This is a genomic window from Kitasatospora sp. NPDC057692 (assembly GCF_042799475.1).
Taxonomy (GTDB): domain Bacteria; phylum Actinomycetota; class Actinomycetes; order Streptomycetales; family Streptomycetaceae; genus Kitasatospora.
Map to the genome: position 1 here is coordinate 1 of NZ_JBHVIV010000143.1, position 14,275 is coordinate 14,275.

17 protein-coding genes are annotated in these 14,275 nt (G+C 72.4%); 9 read left to right on the forward strand and 8 right to left on the reverse strand.

Translation table 11 applies throughout. The annotated features are described in order from the left end of the window. Positions 1-32: 32 nt before the first annotated feature. A complete protein-coding gene (locus ACFVFS_RS39045; RefSeq protein WP_376095300.1) occupies positions 33-398 on the reverse strand; it encodes an ATP-binding protein in 366 nt (121 codons plus the stop codon). A gap of 307 nt (positions 399-705) precedes the next feature. Between ACFVFS_RS39045 and ACFVFS_RS39050 the strand changes: the two genes are divergently transcribed. The 4 genes from ACFVFS_RS39050 (at position 706) to ACFVFS_RS39065 (ending at position 2,712) form a co-directional block, all read left to right on the forward strand. Continuing rightward, positions 706-1,554, forward strand: coding sequence for a helix-turn-helix domain-containing protein (locus ACFVFS_RS39050; protein ID WP_380629758.1), 849 nt, complete (start codon positions 706-708; stop codon positions 1,552-1,554). A gap of 10 nt (positions 1,555-1,564) precedes the next feature. After that, positions 1,565-1,768: a DUF397 domain-containing protein gene (locus tag ACFVFS_RS39055; protein ID WP_380629760.1), complete on the forward strand. Its 204-nt coding sequence runs from the start codon at positions 1,565-1,567 to the stop codon at positions 1,766-1,768. Positions 1,769-1,913: 145 nt separating this feature from the next. Next, a complete protein-coding gene (locus tag ACFVFS_RS39060; RefSeq protein WP_380629762.1) occupies positions 1,914-2,117 on the forward strand; it encodes a DUF397 domain-containing protein in 204 nt (67 codons plus the stop codon). A gap of 70 nt (positions 2,118-2,187) precedes the next feature. Further along, positions 2,188-2,712 (forward strand): peptidylprolyl isomerase, encoded by a 525-nt coding sequence (locus ACFVFS_RS39065; RefSeq protein ID WP_380629763.1) that lies wholly within the window; start codon positions 2,188-2,190, stop codon positions 2,710-2,712. 38 nt (positions 2,713-2,750) lie between these two features. Here the strand turns inward: ACFVFS_RS39065 and ACFVFS_RS39070 are convergent, their stop codons facing one another. Continuing rightward, positions 2,751-3,341 (reverse strand): TetR/AcrR family transcriptional regulator, encoded by a 591-nt coding sequence (locus ACFVFS_RS39070; RefSeq protein WP_380629764.1) that lies wholly within the window; start codon positions 3,339-3,341, stop codon positions 2,751-2,753. Positions 3,342-3,432: 91 nt separating this feature from the next. Between ACFVFS_RS39070 and ACFVFS_RS39075 the strand changes: the two genes are divergently transcribed. Then, positions 3,433-3,870, forward strand: coding sequence for a DoxX family protein (locus ACFVFS_RS39075; protein ID WP_380629765.1), 438 nt, complete (start codon positions 3,433-3,435; stop codon positions 3,868-3,870). Positions 3,871-3,908: 38 nt separating this feature from the next. Here ACFVFS_RS39075 and ACFVFS_RS39080 read toward each other — a convergent pair whose 3' ends face one another. Then, positions 3,909-6,848, reverse strand: coding sequence for a tetratricopeptide repeat protein (locus ACFVFS_RS39080; protein ID WP_380629766.1), 2,940 nt, complete (start codon positions 6,846-6,848; stop codon positions 3,909-3,911). A gap of 119 nt (positions 6,849-6,967) precedes the next feature. Further along, positions 6,968-7,462 carry a peptidylprolyl isomerase gene (locus ACFVFS_RS39085; RefSeq protein WP_380629768.1) on the reverse strand — a complete coding sequence of 165 codons (495 nt, stop codon included), beginning with the start codon at positions 7,460-7,462 and terminating at the stop codon, positions 6,968-6,970. Between the two features lie 124 nt (positions 7,463-7,586). Here ACFVFS_RS39085 and ACFVFS_RS39090 point away from each other — a divergent pair, with 124 nt between their 5' ends. Continuing rightward, positions 7,587-9,422 (forward strand): tetratricopeptide repeat protein, encoded by a 1,836-nt coding sequence (locus tag ACFVFS_RS39090; protein WP_380629769.1) that lies wholly within the window; start codon positions 7,587-7,589, stop codon positions 9,420-9,422. Between the two features lie 3 nt (positions 9,423-9,425). On the opposite strand, the gene ACFVFS_RS39095 is transcribed toward ACFVFS_RS39090, so the two are convergent. After that, positions 9,426-10,079: a class I SAM-dependent DNA methyltransferase gene (locus ACFVFS_RS39095; protein WP_380629771.1), complete on the reverse strand. Its 654-nt coding sequence runs from the start codon at positions 10,077-10,079 to the stop codon at positions 9,426-9,428. Between the two features lie 58 nt (positions 10,080-10,137). Here ACFVFS_RS39095 and ACFVFS_RS39100 point away from each other — a divergent pair, with 58 nt between their 5' ends. From ACFVFS_RS39100 to ACFVFS_RS39110, 3 genes are all read left to right on the forward strand, one after another. Then, on the forward strand, positions 10,138-10,737 hold the full coding sequence (locus tag ACFVFS_RS39100; RefSeq protein ID WP_380629772.1) for an NAD(P)H-dependent oxidoreductase: 600 nt from the start codon (positions 10,138-10,140) through the stop codon (positions 10,735-10,737). Between the two features lie 183 nt (positions 10,738-10,920). Continuing rightward, positions 10,921-11,430, forward strand: coding sequence for a hypothetical protein (locus ACFVFS_RS39105; RefSeq protein WP_380629773.1), 510 nt, complete (start codon positions 10,921-10,923; stop codon positions 11,428-11,430). A gap of 64 nt (positions 11,431-11,494) precedes the next feature. Further along, positions 11,495-12,112: a hypothetical protein gene (locus ACFVFS_RS39110; RefSeq protein WP_380629774.1), complete on the forward strand. Its 618-nt coding sequence runs from the start codon at positions 11,495-11,497 to the stop codon at positions 12,110-12,112. Positions 12,113-12,172: 60 nt separating this feature from the next. Here the strand turns inward: ACFVFS_RS39110 and ACFVFS_RS39115 are convergent, their stop codons facing one another. From ACFVFS_RS39115 to ACFVFS_RS39125, 3 genes are all read right to left on the reverse strand, one after another. Further along, positions 12,173-12,652, reverse strand: a complete 480-nt coding sequence (locus tag ACFVFS_RS39115; RefSeq protein WP_380629775.1) for a GNAT family N-acetyltransferase — start codon at positions 12,650-12,652, stop codon at positions 12,173-12,175. Positions 12,653-12,695: 43 nt separating this feature from the next. Beyond that, positions 12,696-13,943 (reverse strand): beta-ketoacyl-[acyl-carrier-protein] synthase family protein, encoded by a 1,248-nt coding sequence (locus ACFVFS_RS39120; RefSeq protein WP_380629776.1) that lies wholly within the window; start codon positions 13,941-13,943, stop codon positions 12,696-12,698. A 236-nt stretch (positions 13,944-14,179) separates the two neighbouring features. Next, the coding region (locus ACFVFS_RS39125; protein WP_360021341.1) for an acyl-CoA dehydrogenase family protein at positions 14,180-14,275 on the reverse strand (96 nt) is incomplete at its 5' end.

Sequence of the window (14,275 nt, forward strand, 5' to 3'; positions counted from 1 at the left end):
GTACGGGTCGTGGGGGGTGAAGGGGGTGGTGTTCACGCGGCGGCGTCCAGCTCGAACCAGGTGACCTTGCCGGTCTTGGTGGGGGTGGCGCCGAAGCGGTGGGTGAGGGCGTGGACGAGGTGGAGTCCACGGCCGGAGAGCGCGAACGGGTCGGTGGCGGTGGGCGGTTCGGGGAGGGTGGGGCTGTCGTCGCAGACGGAGACGCGGAGGGTGCGGGGGCGCAGGACGACGATGACGTGGGGCGCCTGGGACCCGGCGTGCTTCCACGCGTTGACGAAGAGCTCGTGGAGGGCGAGTTCGGCATCGGCGATGGCGTCCGGCTGCCAGTTGGAGGCGAGGAGGGCGGCGCGCAGCTCGTCGCGGGCGGCGGACCAGTCGGGCGGGTTGAAGGCACGCATGGGGAACCTCCGGTGAGGGGTGGGGAACCGTCGGCGGAAATGTCGCCGTGAGCCAGGCCAGGACGGGACTGGTGGATGTCACGCGTGGTTGCTCTTCGGCGCCCGGGCAGCAGATACCTACTGCCGGTCAAGCACAGCGTCACTGACCGACCATCAGGTGCCGACGGAGAGTGACGCTACCTCACACGGATCAGCCTTGACACGGCTTCGGGAAAACTTCACCCACACGTGGCCTCCCCAGGGAGCGGGTGGACCCACCGCTCGGCCGCGCGGCAGACTTGAGCTACTCCAGGCAAGGAAGGAACCCATGCCGCCACGACGCAACCCAACGCTGAGGCAGCGGCGCTTCGGCGCGGAGCTGAGAAAAATGCGCGAGGCCGCCGGCCTCAACGCGCATCAGCTTTCAAGGGCCCTGGGCATCGATCCCACGCAAGTCAGCCAGATGGAATCCGGGAAGGCCGGCGTCAGTGCGGAACGCGTCAGATCGTTCGCCGCAGCTTGCAAGTGCCTCAATCAGCCACTCGTCGATGCACTGGCGGAGATGACCCAGGACCGATCGAAGGGCTGGTGGGAGGAGTATCGCGGGACCATCCCTGACGGATTCCTCGAGAACGCGGAGCTGGAGAAACACTCTCACGAGCTTCTGATGTGGGTTACCACTCACATCCCCGGCCCGTGCCAGATCCTCAGGTACACGCTTGAGGTCTTTGGCCGGCTCATCCCGGCGCTGCCCCGACATGAGATCGATGCGCGGACCGCGTTCCGAGCCCAACGACGGAACGACCTGCGCCGCGACAAGAAGCCGATCACCGCGTTCATCTACGAATCTGCGCTGCTGACGAGGTTCGGTGGAGACCAAGTCCTGAAGGAGCAGCTCGAAGCGCTCCTGGAGGACTCGGAGCTGCCATGGATGACCATCCGAGTAGTCCCGTTCGCCACAGAGACCTTCCCCGGAGCAGTCGAGAATCTCACCTACGCCGTGGGCGCGGTTCCCGCTCTCGACACAGTTGAGCTTGAATCCTCCCGCGGACCCATCCTCTTCGACGCCGCCAGCGAGCTGGAGGCGTATCGGATCATTTTCGACCGCACAGCACGGGCAGCACTGAATGAGAAGAAATCTCGCGATCTGATCCACCGGATAGCCCGCGACCTCTGAAAGGCATGCAATGTCTGGTATCGAATGGCAGAAATCCACATTCAGCGGATCCGGGGGCGACTGTGTAGAAGTCCGGGCAGTTGGCAGAAGTGTCCAGATTCGCGAGTCGGACGCTGCCGACCAGATCATCCAAACCACACCTCAGAAGTTCGCCGAATTTCTACAGGACATCAAGGCCGGAGAATTCAACCAGCAGGCCGACCAAAGCATCTGACCAAGCACACAGCCAGCGGCCCTCGCTCGCCCGAGCGAGGGCCGCGAACCCTCGGGTGTATCAGCCTTGATTCATCCGACTCAAGGGCAGGCCCTTCTGAGGGGCTCGGACCTCTCACTCTCGGCTACAACTGACGGAGGCCCTGGTGACAACAACCCAATGGCGGAAGTCCAGCCACAGCGGCGCTTCCAACGAGTGCATCGAAGTGAGGAGCTTTAACAATCTGATCGAGGTGCGAGAGTCCGACCGAGCCGAAACGATCCTTCGGATGTCGCCGGGCGCCTTCACCATGCTCCTTGAAGGCATCAAGATCGGCGCGTTCGACCAGCACTCCCGTTCCACAACCTGACAGAACCACCAAAGGTCCCGTGGCAGGATCGGGCGATCTGCCCGACTCCTCCGAAAGGTGTGTCTTGGCCATGGGCTCGCAGCACTACGCCGTCATCAAGACCAACCACGGCTCCATCACCGCCAAGCTCTTCCAGTTCCACACCCCTCGCACCGTGCGCAACTTCGTCGAACTGGCCGAAGGCTCCCGGGAGTGGACGGATCCCTCGACCGGGACCACCACCACCGCTCCCCTCTACAACGGGACGACCTTCCACCGCGTCATCCCCAATTTCATGATCCAGGGCGGCGACCCGCTCGGCGACGGCACCGGCGGCCCCGGCTACGCCTTCCCCGACGAGTTCCACCCCGAGCTCTACTTCACCAAGCCCTACCTCCTGGCCATGGCCAACGCGGGCCCGAACACCAACGGCTCGCAGTTCTTCATCACCACCCGCGCCACCCCCCACCTCAACCGCAAGCACACCATCTTCGGCGAGATCACCGACCCCGCCGGCCAGAAGGTCGTCGACTCCATCGCCGCCACCCCGACCGGCCCCGGCGACCGCCCCCTCGAACCCGTCGTCATCGAGTCGATCACCATCGAAGTCCGCTAACCCCCCACCCGGAGTAGGAAGTCGACCCCGCCGACTTCCTACTCCACACCCTCCGCACCACCCCCGAACACCACCCGCAGCACCTCCTTCGCCAGCTCCTCCACGTCCCCCTCCCCCCGGCTCTCCGGCAGCGCGCCGTTCAGCCACAGGCTCGCGAACCCGTGCGCCAGCGACCACGCCGCAATGGTCGTCGCCCTCTCATCCCCCGACCCCGCCCCCGCCCCCCGTGAGAGCTTCCGTCCGCTCGCCGCCAGCACCGCCCCCGCCCGCTCGCGCGCCGCCGCCAGCTCCGGGTCCTCCACCCGGTACAGCTCCGGCCGGAACATCACCTCGAAGTACGCCCGGTGGTCCACCGCGAACCGCACGTACGCCACCCCCGACCCGTACGGATCCCCCGCCGCCGCCTCCAACGCGTCCGCGAACTGCTCGAACCCCTCCGCCGCGACCGCCGTCAGCACCCCCGCCTTGTCCCCGAAGTGGTGCGCGGGCGCGGCATGCGACACCCCCGCCCGGCGCGCCAGCTCCCGCAGGCTCCACCCCGACGGCCCCGACTCCTCGATCGCCGCCAGCGCCGCGTCCAGCACCGCCCGCCGCAGGTTCCCGTGGTGGTAGCTCTCGGCCTTCCCCATCCCGCTCCCTCTCCTCTCGACACCACATCTAGCCATTGACAAGATTACCTCGTCGCGCAAATCTTGTCAGTGACAAGATTGGAGCGTCCCCATGGCCCCGCTCATCGCCCTCCTCGGCGGCTTCGCCGTCCTCCGCCTGCTCGGACTCCTCGCCGTCGACGGCCTAGACGCCTGGCAGCCCGCCGTCCGCGGCGCCCTCGCGCTGATGTTCGTCACCACCGGCGTGCCGCACTTCCTGCCCGCCTTCCGCCGCGACTTCGTCGCGATGATCCCGCCCGCGCTCCCCCGCCCCGACCTGCTCGTCACGCTCACCGGCGTCCTCGAACTGGCCGGCGCCGTCGGCCTGCTCGTCCCGCCGCTCGCCCCCTACGCCGCCGCGGGACTCGCGCTGCTGATGCTCGCGATGTTCCCCGCCAACGTGTACGCCGCCCGCCACCGCCTCACGCTCACCGGGAAGCCGGTCACCCCGCTGCCCGCGCGCACGGCGCTCCAGGTGCTGTTCGTCGCGGCGGCGGTGGCGGCGGTCTGAACGCCACACCGGAGTAGGAAGTCGGCCCCGCCGACCTCCTACTCCCCGCCCCTCCGCCGGGCCGCCCCGAGACCGGCCAACGCATGCGCCGCCGCCTTGTGGTCGCCGAGCGCCCCGAACAGTTCCACGGCCCGGGTGAACGCGCCGACCGCCTCCCCGAACCGCCCGACCTCGACCAGAGCCCGGCCCAGGTCGTCGCAGGCAACGCCCTCGGCGGCCCGGTCGCCGGTCTCCGCGAGCACCGCGGCCGCACCGGCGAGAGCCGCCACCGCCTCGTCGGGCCGTTCCGCGTCCTGCCACATGCGGGCCACGTTGCTCAACGCCAGCCCTTCAGCGTGGCGGTCTCCATGAACACGGAACAGCTCGGCCGCTCGACTACCCGCCTCGATCGCCTCCGGCAGCCGTCCCGCCTCCGCCAGAACCACCCCCAGAACCATCGACGTACCCGCCTCGTTCCGCCCGTCCCCGAGTTCCCCGAGGATCGGCAGCGACTCCCGACAGGCCGCGACGGCCTCCTCGAACCGCCCCATGGCACGCATCGCCACCGCCAGTGCAGCCAGCGCCCGCGCCTCGCCGCGACGGTCCCCGTCCGCCCGGTGCGCCGCCAGCGCCCGGGTGGTCACATCGATCGCCTCCGCCGAGCGCTGAGCGTCGCCGAGGGCGAGGCCCAGACCGGTGAGCGCGTGCGCCTCCCCCCGGCGGTCCCCCAGCGCCCCGTAGACCGCCCCGGCGCGGGCGCAGGCCTCGGCCGCCTCCTCGAAGCGCCGCAGAACGCGCAGCGTGTCGGCGAGCACCATCAACGTGCCCGCCTCGCTTGCCGCGTCGGCTGCTTCCCGATACGCGGCGACCGCCTGCTCGGCCGCACCGACCGCCTCGCCCAGCCGACCCAGCGACCGCAAGGTCGCACTGAGGCCCGCCAGTACCTGAGCCTCCCGGTGCACGTCGCCGAACTCGCGGAACACCGCGGCGGCCCGGGTCTCCGCTTCCGCGGCCTCCTCGAACCGCCCCACCTCGCCGAGCGCGACGCCGATGTTGAGGAGTGCTCGCGCCTCCCCGTGGCGGTCGCCCGCCGCCCGCATCGTCGCGACCGCACGCGCGGCCACGTCGATCGCCTCGTCGAACCTGCCCAGTCGGCACAGCGACAGGCCGAGGTTGGTGAGGGAGGCCGCCTCGCCCTGCGGATCCCCCATCTCCCGGAAGACGGCGGCGCTGCGGCCCTGGAAGTCGGCCGCCTCGGCGAACCGGCCCAGCTTGTGCAAGGTCCCGCCGATGTTGACGAACGACACCGCCTCGCCGTGCCGGTCACCGATCCTGCCGTTGAGGACGGCCGACCGCCGGTGCGCCTCTACGGCCTCCTCAAGGCGCCCCAGGTCCACCAGTGCCCGGCCCAGAGCGTTCTCCCCACCGGACTCGCCCTGGGTGTCCCCGAGTTCTCGCGAGATCGCGAGCGCCTCGGCGGCCATCGCCGCGGCCTCCTCGAACCGCCGCACCTCACAGAAGGCCGTGGCGAGGTTGGTCATCAGCCTGGCGGTCTCCACACGACGGGTGCTGATGGGCCTCAGCACGGCCAGAGCGGCGGAATCGATGGTGATCAAGTCGTCCAGGCGACGCCGGTGGCCGAGGTACCAGGCCAGGGCGAAGGCCAGGTCGACGGTGGTTCCGGGATCACTCAGAGCGAGCAGATTGGCGTGTTCGGCGTCCAGCCAGGCGAGGGCTTCGGAGCGGTCGGCGAAGCGGGGGGACCGGTCGGCGAGTGGGGACAGGTGGGTGTCAGCGGCCTGGGTGGTGGTGACGTAGTGGTGGTGCAGGCGGGCGCGGGCCTCGTCGCGGGCGTCGGCCTCCGCCTCGGCGAGACCCCGGTCGTCCGCGTACAGGCGGACCAGGTCGTGCAGGCGCCAGCGGCCCCAGCTCTGGCCGGGCTCCACCAGATGGGCGCGGGCGAGGTCCTGGAGGAGTTCCTCCGTCGCGTACGGGTCGCCGTCTCCGGCGAGGTGGGCGGCGGACCCGGTCGACAGATCGGGACCCGGGTTGAGCGGGAGGAGGCGGAAGAGGCGGGCGTGCGGCTCGTCGAGGGCCCGGTAGGACAGGTCGAAGGCCGCCCGCACCGCCCGCTCCTCGCGGCGCAGGCGGTCCAGTCGGGTGTGGGCGGCCGTCAGCGTGTGGACGAGGGAGGCCACCGGCCGGGTGGGCGTATCGGCGAGCAGGGCCGCCGTGATGCGCAGGGCGAGCGGCAGGCCGGCGCAGAGGCGGGCGAGGGCGAGGGCGTCCTCGGGAGCGTCGACGACCCGGGAATCAGCGGGGCGGGCCTGGCGGAGGGCGTGGTCGAGCACATCGACGGCCGCCTCCGCGGAGAGCGCCCGCAGGCCGTGCAGACGGGCGTCCAGGGCGAGGGTGTGCCGGGAGGTGACCAGGGCGGTGGTCGCGCCGTCGCCCGGAAGGAGCGGCCGGACCTGCTCGACGGTGGCGGCGTTGTCCAGGACGAGCAGCACCCGCCGCCCGGCCTGCGCGAGCGCGGCGAGGGCCGAGCGCAGCAGCCGCGAGCGGTCCTGGACGTCCGGCGGGATGTGTTCACCCGGGATGCCCAGGGCGCGCAGCAGACCGTCGAGCGCCTGCTCCGGGGCTACGCGCCGGGCCGGGTCGTAGCCGAAGAGGTCGACGAACAGCACCCCGCCCGGGAACCACCCGTCCTCGCGGGCGGCCCGCGCCGCCGCCTGGACGGCCAGTTCGGTCTTGCCGACGCCCGCGAGACCGGCGACGGCGGTGACCAGGACGGTACCGGGACGCGTGCCGGCGTCGGCGGGCATGAGGTCCGCGAGGACGGCGGACAGCTCGGCCTCGCGCCCCGCGAAGGCCGGCGAGGCGGGCGGCAGCCCGGACAGCGCGGGCGCGACCGCGGGCGGCAGCCGCAGGTGCACCACCTCGCCCTGGACCACCGCATGGAAGAAGACGCTGTCGCTGATCTCGTTCTGCACCGCCACGGCTCACCACCGTACGGACAACTGCGGCCGGGGGAGGCCAGGTCGGCGGCGAAAACGCGCGGACGCGGCCCGCCGTGGTGTGCGGGCCGCGTCCGAATGCGGAGGGAAGGGGCGAGCCCTTACTCCACGATGCCGGACTTGGCGATGGTGACCTTGGCCTTGGGCGCACCGCTCTGCGAACCGAGGCTCTCGATCTTCTTCACGAGGTCCAGGCCGTCGACGACCTCGCCGAAGACGACGTGCTTGCCGTCCAGCCAGTCGGTGACGATGGTGGTGATGAAGAACTGCGAGCCGTTGGTGTTCTTGCCCGCGTTGGCCATCGAGAGCTGGCCCGGCTTGGTGTGCTTGACCTGGAAGTTCTCGTCCGCGAACTTCTCGCCGTAGATGCTCTTGCCGCCGGTGCCGTTGCCGCGGGTGAAGTCGCCGCCCTGCAGCATGAACGCCGGGATGATGCGGTGGAAGGACGAGCCCTCGTAGCCGAAGCCGTTCTGGCCGGTGGCCAGCTCACGGAAGTTCCTCGCGGTCTTCGGGACGATGTCGTCGAAGAGCGTGAAGACGATGCGGCCGGCCGGCTCGTCGTTGATGGTGATGTCGAAGAAAACGTTGGAACCCATGCAGGGATCATGGCATGCCGGGCGTCCCGCCGCGCGGCACCCCCCGGCGTCCGGTCACGCTCCGCCGACCGGTGATCAACGGGTTCGGACCCGCGCGGGGCGGTGCGTGGGCCAGGATGGCGGCGTGCAGAACGGGGAGGACAGGGTCCGCAACGAGGTCAGCGGCAGCAGGGCCGGCCACGTGTGGCAGGCCGGGACCATGCACGTCGCCCTCGGGGCAGCGGTGGGCGCCGGGCCCGCGCCGACGGCGCTCGCGTCGCTGCCCGCGCCCCCGGTGGACCTGGTGGGGCGCGGCGAGGTGTCGGAGGCGCTGCTGGCACTGCTCGCGCCGTCCGCCGGGGAGGGCGCGCCGGTGCTGGTGTCGGCCGTGGCGGGGCTCGCGGGCGTCGGGAAGACGGCGCTCGCGCTGTACGCGGCGCACGAGGCGGTGCGGCGCGGCTGGTTCCCGGGCGGGGTGCTGTACGTACCGCTGCGCGGCTACCGGCCCGGGGCGGGGGTGAGCGGCGAGCAGGCGGTCGGCGCGCTGCTGCGGGCGCTGGGCGTCCGCGACCACGACGTGCCGCCGACGGCGGAGGAGCAGGCCGGGCTGTACCGGTCGACGATGGCGGGGCGGGCGGCGGAGTCCGGGGCGGTGCTGGTGCTCGCGGACGACGCCTCGGCGGCGGAGCAGGTGGCACCGCTGGTGCCGGCGGACTCCTGCCACCGGCTGCTGGTCACCTCCCGGGACAGCCTGCACTCCCCCGGCTTCCCGGCGCGGCTGGTGCCGCTCGGGGTGCTGGGCGCGGCGGAGGCCGGGGAGCTGGTGGCGACGGCGCTGCGGCGAGCCCGGCCGGAGGACGGGCGGGCGGCGGCGGAGCCGCGGGCGCTGGCGTCGATCGCGAAGCACTGCGGGTACCTGCCGCTGGCGCTGCAGATCGCGGCGGCGCTGCTGGTGGACGACCCGGGGCTGCCGCTCGCCGACCTCGCGGAGGAGCTGGCGGACACCGGGGGCCGGCTGGACGCCCTGCGGCACGGGGACGGCGGCGGGATGTCGCTCGCGGTGGCGGGGGCGTTCGAGCTGTCCTACCGGCGGCTGGAGGCGGAGACGGCGCGGGTGCTGCGGCTGACGGCGGTGAACCCGGGACCGGACGTGTCGACGGAGGCGGTCGCCGTTCTGGCGGAGCTGGGAAAGCCGGCGGCGCGGCGGCACCTGGCGGCGCTGGCTCGGGCGAACCTGCTGGCGGAGCAGCCGGTGGGCTCGGGGCGGTGGCGGGCGCACGACCTGGTGCGGCTGTACGCGGCACGGCTGCTGGAGCAGGACGGGGAGGAACTGCGCAGGGTCGCATCGGCTCGGCTGCTGGAGTACTACGTGGACGGCGGGCACGCCTTCATACCGCCCGGACTGCAATCGGACGCGATCCGGTCGGCCTCGGGCCGCTTCGCCGACAGGGCGAGCGCCTACGCCTGGCTGACGGCCGAACGCGACAACCTCACCGCGGCCATCACGTCCCGCACCGGCCGCGACGAGAAGCACCTGGAACTGGCACGGATCCTGGTGATCCTGCTGGGCGCGGAGAGCTTCCTGACGACCCTCGTCACGGTCGCGACGGTCGCCAGAACCCGCCCGTCCCTGGTCGACTGGAGCATCCTCGGCAATCTGTTGGAGACCGCGGACGGCACACGGGCACTGTTGAGGGGTGAGGAGCCCCTACCGCTCGCCGGCGATCGGCACACCGAGGACGCGACCGCCACCGGCCTCGGCATCCAGCTGGTCCGGACGGGACGGTACGAGGAGGCCGTGGAAGCGGGGAGGGCCGCCCTGACGCCCGGCCGTTCCACGGGCAGCCGGTACGAGACGAGTACCGCCTTGATCCTCATCGCCTACGCCTACGGATCCATGGGCCGCGTCGAGGAGGCCGTGGACGCCCTCGGCCAGGCACTCGCCCTCTACCAGGGGGCGAAGCCGGGGCCGGACGGGTAGCCGCTACTCCGCCCGGTGGGCGAGGAGGTAGCCCTGCCGGGTCCGCTCCGTCTCGTCCGGTTCGCGGACCAGTCGGGTGGTGACCTTCAGGCCGGCCTCGGCGGCCAGGGCCTCGATGTCATCCGGCTGTTGGCGGCGGAAATCCAGGGTGACCGGGTGGCCGAAGGGGTCCTCGATACGCAGGGAGCCTTCTCCGACCTGGAAGGCGAGCACCAGTGGGGCGCCGGGGGCCAGCACCCGGCGGAACTCGGCGAAGACCTGCGGCAACTGCTCCGCCGGGGTGTGGATGATCGAGTACCAGGCCACGATGCCGGCCAACTCGCCGTCCCCGTAGGGAAGGTCGAGCAGCGAGCCGACCTGGAAGGGAATCTCCGGGTGCGCCGCCCGGGCCAGCTCGACCATGCGCGGGGAGAGGTCGAGGCCCGAGACGTCCAGGCCGAGGGCCGCCAGGTGGCCGGTGATCCGGCCCGGGCCGCAGCCGAGTTCGGCGACGGGGCCGCCGCCCGCCGTCGCGACCAGCTCGGCGAAGGCGGCGAGCACGGCCCGGTCCCAGGTCGCGGTGGCCAGTGCGCCGCCGTAGCGGTCGGCGTAGTCCGCGGCGACGGCGTCGTAGAACGTGCGGGCGGCGGTGAGGAATTCGGGCTCGGTGGTGGTCATGGCGGTCGACCCTACCGGGGTTAGGATCGGCCGATCCGGAGGGGCGGAAGGGGACGTTGTGAAGATACGGGTCGGGGTCTATCTGGCGCATCCGAGACCGGGGAGCTTCAACCACGCGCTGTTCGAGGCCGTGGCGGACGAGTTGCGCGGCCGGGGCGCGGAGGTCGTCGCGCACGATCTGTACGCCGAGGGGTTCTCGCCGCTGCTCACCGCCGACGAGACGGAGACGGTGGCCGCGAGCGGGCTCGCCGCGGACGAACAGCTCGCCCTGCACCGGGCCGAGGTGGCGACCCTGGACGCCCTCGTACTGGTGCACCCCAACTGGTGGGGGATGCCGCCCGCCGTGCTCGCCGGGTGGGTGCAGCGGGTGATGGTGCCGGGCGTCGCGTACAAGCTGGGGGCGGCGGACGGGGAGCCCGTCGGGCTGCTGCGGGCCGGGCGGGCGCTGGTGCTGAACACGTCCGACACCCCCGAGGCCCGGGAGCACGAGGAGTTCGGGGACCCGCTGGAGCGGATCTGGGCGGCGTGCGTGCTGCCCTACGTCGGGGTGGCGGACGTTCGTAGACGGGTGTTCCGCACCGTGACCGATTCCTCGGACGCCGAGCGCGCGTCGTGGCTGCGCCAGGCGCGGGAGGACGCGGCGGCACTGATCGGCTGACGCGGACCGGAGGAATCGGGCGGGGTGCGTAGACGACGGGCGGCGGGCTGATCGTCCGGGCCCCCTCGCCGGGCTGACGACCCGCCGTGCGTGCTAGAACCGTCGGCGGCAGTGACCGCTCACCCGCGGCCACCGCCGCCCGCACCGTGCATCCACCGACAGCTCCTCCACCGAGGGAGAACCATGTCCGTCGCACGCACCGCACGCACCGCACGCACCGCACGCACCGCACGCTCCGGCCTGCTCGCGGCCTCCGCCGCGCTGGCGCTGCTGCTCTCCGGCGCCGCCGCCACCACTGTCGCCTCCGCCGCCACGACGACCACCACGGGCCTGGACGGCACCTGGGCCTGCTCCGTCCCGTCCGGCTACGTCTACGACCAGGTGTCCATGAACCGCAGCTGCAGCGGCGGCGGCAGCTGGAACTCGCCCCAGTTCCACCTGCGCACGCCCGTCGACGGGCTGACCGCGTGTAGCAGCGCGCCGGGCTTCACCTACGACTCCGTCGGCCACAGCACCACGTGCAGCCAGACCTCGGGCGGCGTCCTGTCCACCACCTTCCACCTGCGCACGCCGGTCAACGGCCTGTGGGCGTGCAGCGTCCCCGCCGGCTGGACCTACAGCGCCACCGCCTCGGACCTGACCTGCGCCGCCGTCCAGGGCGTGCCGACCACCAGGTTCCTTCTGGCCCACTGAGGCCGGGCGGGGCCCGCCGCCCGAACCGTGCACCCATCGGCAACTCCTCGACCGAGGGAGAACCATGTCCGTCGCACGAACCGCACGAACGGCACGCACCGTCCGGTCCGCCCTGCTCGCGGCCCTCGCCGCGCTGGCGCTACTGCTCTCCGGCGCGGCCGCCACCGCGCCCGCCTCCGCCACCACGACCACCGCCACCGGCCTGGACGGCGTGTGGGCCTGTGACGTCCCGTCCGGCTACGTCTACGACCAGATATCCATGGACCGCACCTGCAGCGGCGGCGGCAGCTGGAACTCGCCCCAGTTCCACCTGCGCACGCCCGTCGACGGGCTGACCGCCTGCAAGAGCTCGCCGGGCTTCGTCTACGACTACATCTCCTGGGGCTACTCGTGCAGCCAGCAGCCCGGCGTGATCTCCAACGCCTACCACCTGCGCATCCCGGTGGACGGCCTGACCGCCTGCATGGGCACCCCCGCCTTCACCTATGACTACACGGGCCACGACTACTCGTGCAGCCTGACCCAGGGCGTCCCGTCCAACAACTTCCACCTGCGCAAGCCCGTCAACGGCATGTGGGCGTGCAGCGTCCCGAACGGCTGGACCTACAGCGCCACCACCTCGGACCGGGACTGCGCCCTCCTCCCGAACGTGCCGACCACCAAGTTCCGCCTGGTCGGCTGAGCCCCGGCAGGCCGAACAGGCGGGCGGGCGGCCCGGCAGCGGCCGGGTCGCCCGCCCTGCTCACCGCAGCTCCAGCTCCGCGATCTCCTGGTCCCCGCTGAACCCGCCCGTCGGGCGGAAGCCGAGCCGGGCGTAGAAGCCCGCCGGGCCGCCCTCCCCGGGCACGTAGGTGACGCCGACCCGGGTGCCGCCGCGGCGGCGGATCTCGGCGGCGACCTGCTCGACCGCGAAGCGGCCGTAGCCCCGGCCCTGGGTGTCGGCGGCGATGGCGAGGCGCCAGAGGCCCGAGCGCGGATCGTCGCCGGGCTGGAAGACGACGTCGAAGAAGGCCATCACGAAGCCGACCAGCCGCTCGCCGTCGTAGACCAGCCGCGGCCAGGCGGTCTCGCCGTACGCGTACGCCTCGGCCAGCGAGGTGGCCACCGGGGCGACCAGGTGCGCCTGGTCCGGACGGACCTTCAGCTCCAGCGCGGCGTCGATGTTCTGCGGGGTGACCTGTTCGAGCCGGAGAGCCGATCCCGTCGGCGTGGGCGTAGACATGCCGGTCACCCTAGGACGTGCCCGCCCGCCGGTCGCCCGGTTTTCACGGTGCCGGGGTGAACACCAGTGAGGCGTTGTGGCCGCCGAAGCCGAAGGCGTTGGTGAGCGCCGCGCCGAGCGGACCGCGGCGGGCGGCGCCCGCGACCACGTCGAGCTTGATCGCCGGGTCCTGCCGCTCCAGGTTCCGGGTGGGCGGGACCACGCCGTCGCGCAGCGCGAGGACGGTGGCGAGCGCCCCCACCGCGCCGGCCGCGCCGAAGAGGTGGCCGGTCATCGACTTGGTGGCGGTGACCAGCGGGTGGGCGCCGATCGCCGCGGTGACGGACTCGGCCTCGACCAGGTCGCCGAGTGGGGTGGAGGTGGCGTGGGCCTGGACGAGCGCGATGTCCAGCGGCGACAGCCCGGCCTCGGCGACGGCCCGGCGCATCGCGCGGACCTGGCCCTCGGCGGCGGCCGCGGTGATGTGGTGGGCGTCCGAGGTGACCGCCGCGCCGGCCAGGGCGGCGTGGGCGCGGGCCCGGCGGGCGGCGGCGAAGCCGGCCCGCTCCAGGACGACGACGGCCGCGCCCTCGCCGATCACGAAGCCGTCCCGGTCGGTGTCGAACGGGCGGGAGGCGCGGCCCGGCTCGTCGTTGCGCAGCGAGTGGGCCCGCGCCTGGGCGAAGCCGGCCAGGGTCAGCGGGCAGATGCACGCCTCGGCGCCGCCCGCCACCACCACGTCGGCCCGGCCGAGGCGGATGAGGTCCAGGCCGATCGCGATCGCCTCGGCACCGGACGCGCAGGCGCTCACCGGGGTGTGGGCGCCGGCCCGGGCGCCCAGCTCGATGGAGACCCAGGCGGCCGGGCCGTTGGCCATCAGCATCGGCACGGTGTGCGGGGAGACCTTGCGGACACCGGAGGCCTCCAGGACGTCGTCCTGGCCGAGCATGGTGAGCGCTCCGCCGGTGCCGGTGCCGATCACCACGGCCAGCCGCTCGCCGTCGACCTCGGGGGCGCCGGCGTCGGCCCAGGCCTCGCGGGCGGCGACCAGCGCGACCTGCTCGCAGCGGTCGAGCCGCCGGGCCCGCACCCGGTCGAGGACCTCGGTGGGTTCGACCGCGAGCTGCCCGGCGATCCGGATCGGGAGGTCGGCGGCCCAGTCGGCCTCGATCGGCCGGATGCCGCCGTCGCCGGCCAGCATCGCGGCCCAGGTGGAGGCGACGTCGCCGCCGAGCGGCGTAGTCGCCCCGAGGCCGGTGACCAGCACCGGCTCTGCGACGGGGCCCCGGGTCCGGTTGTTGTCAGTACCCATCGAAATAGCTCCATGGCTTCTGTGGAGATTGTGGAATAGGCACAACTCCCCAGTCCGATGGGAGCAGGGAGCCTTCACCTCTCCACTCACCCTGCCGCGGCGGTGACGGCCATTCAGGTGTGTCAGACAACCGATTCGACGGACCGGCTCTTATAGGAATCCCATAGTTCCGGCGCAACGACAGAAGCCCCCGGCCGAGGAGGTCGGCCGGGGGCTCCGGTGGGTGCCGAAGGGGGTTACGGCAGGTTGCGGGCCATCACGATGCGCTGGATCTGGTTGGTGCCCTCGTAGATCTGCGTGATCTTCGCGTCCCGCATCATCCGCTCCAGCGG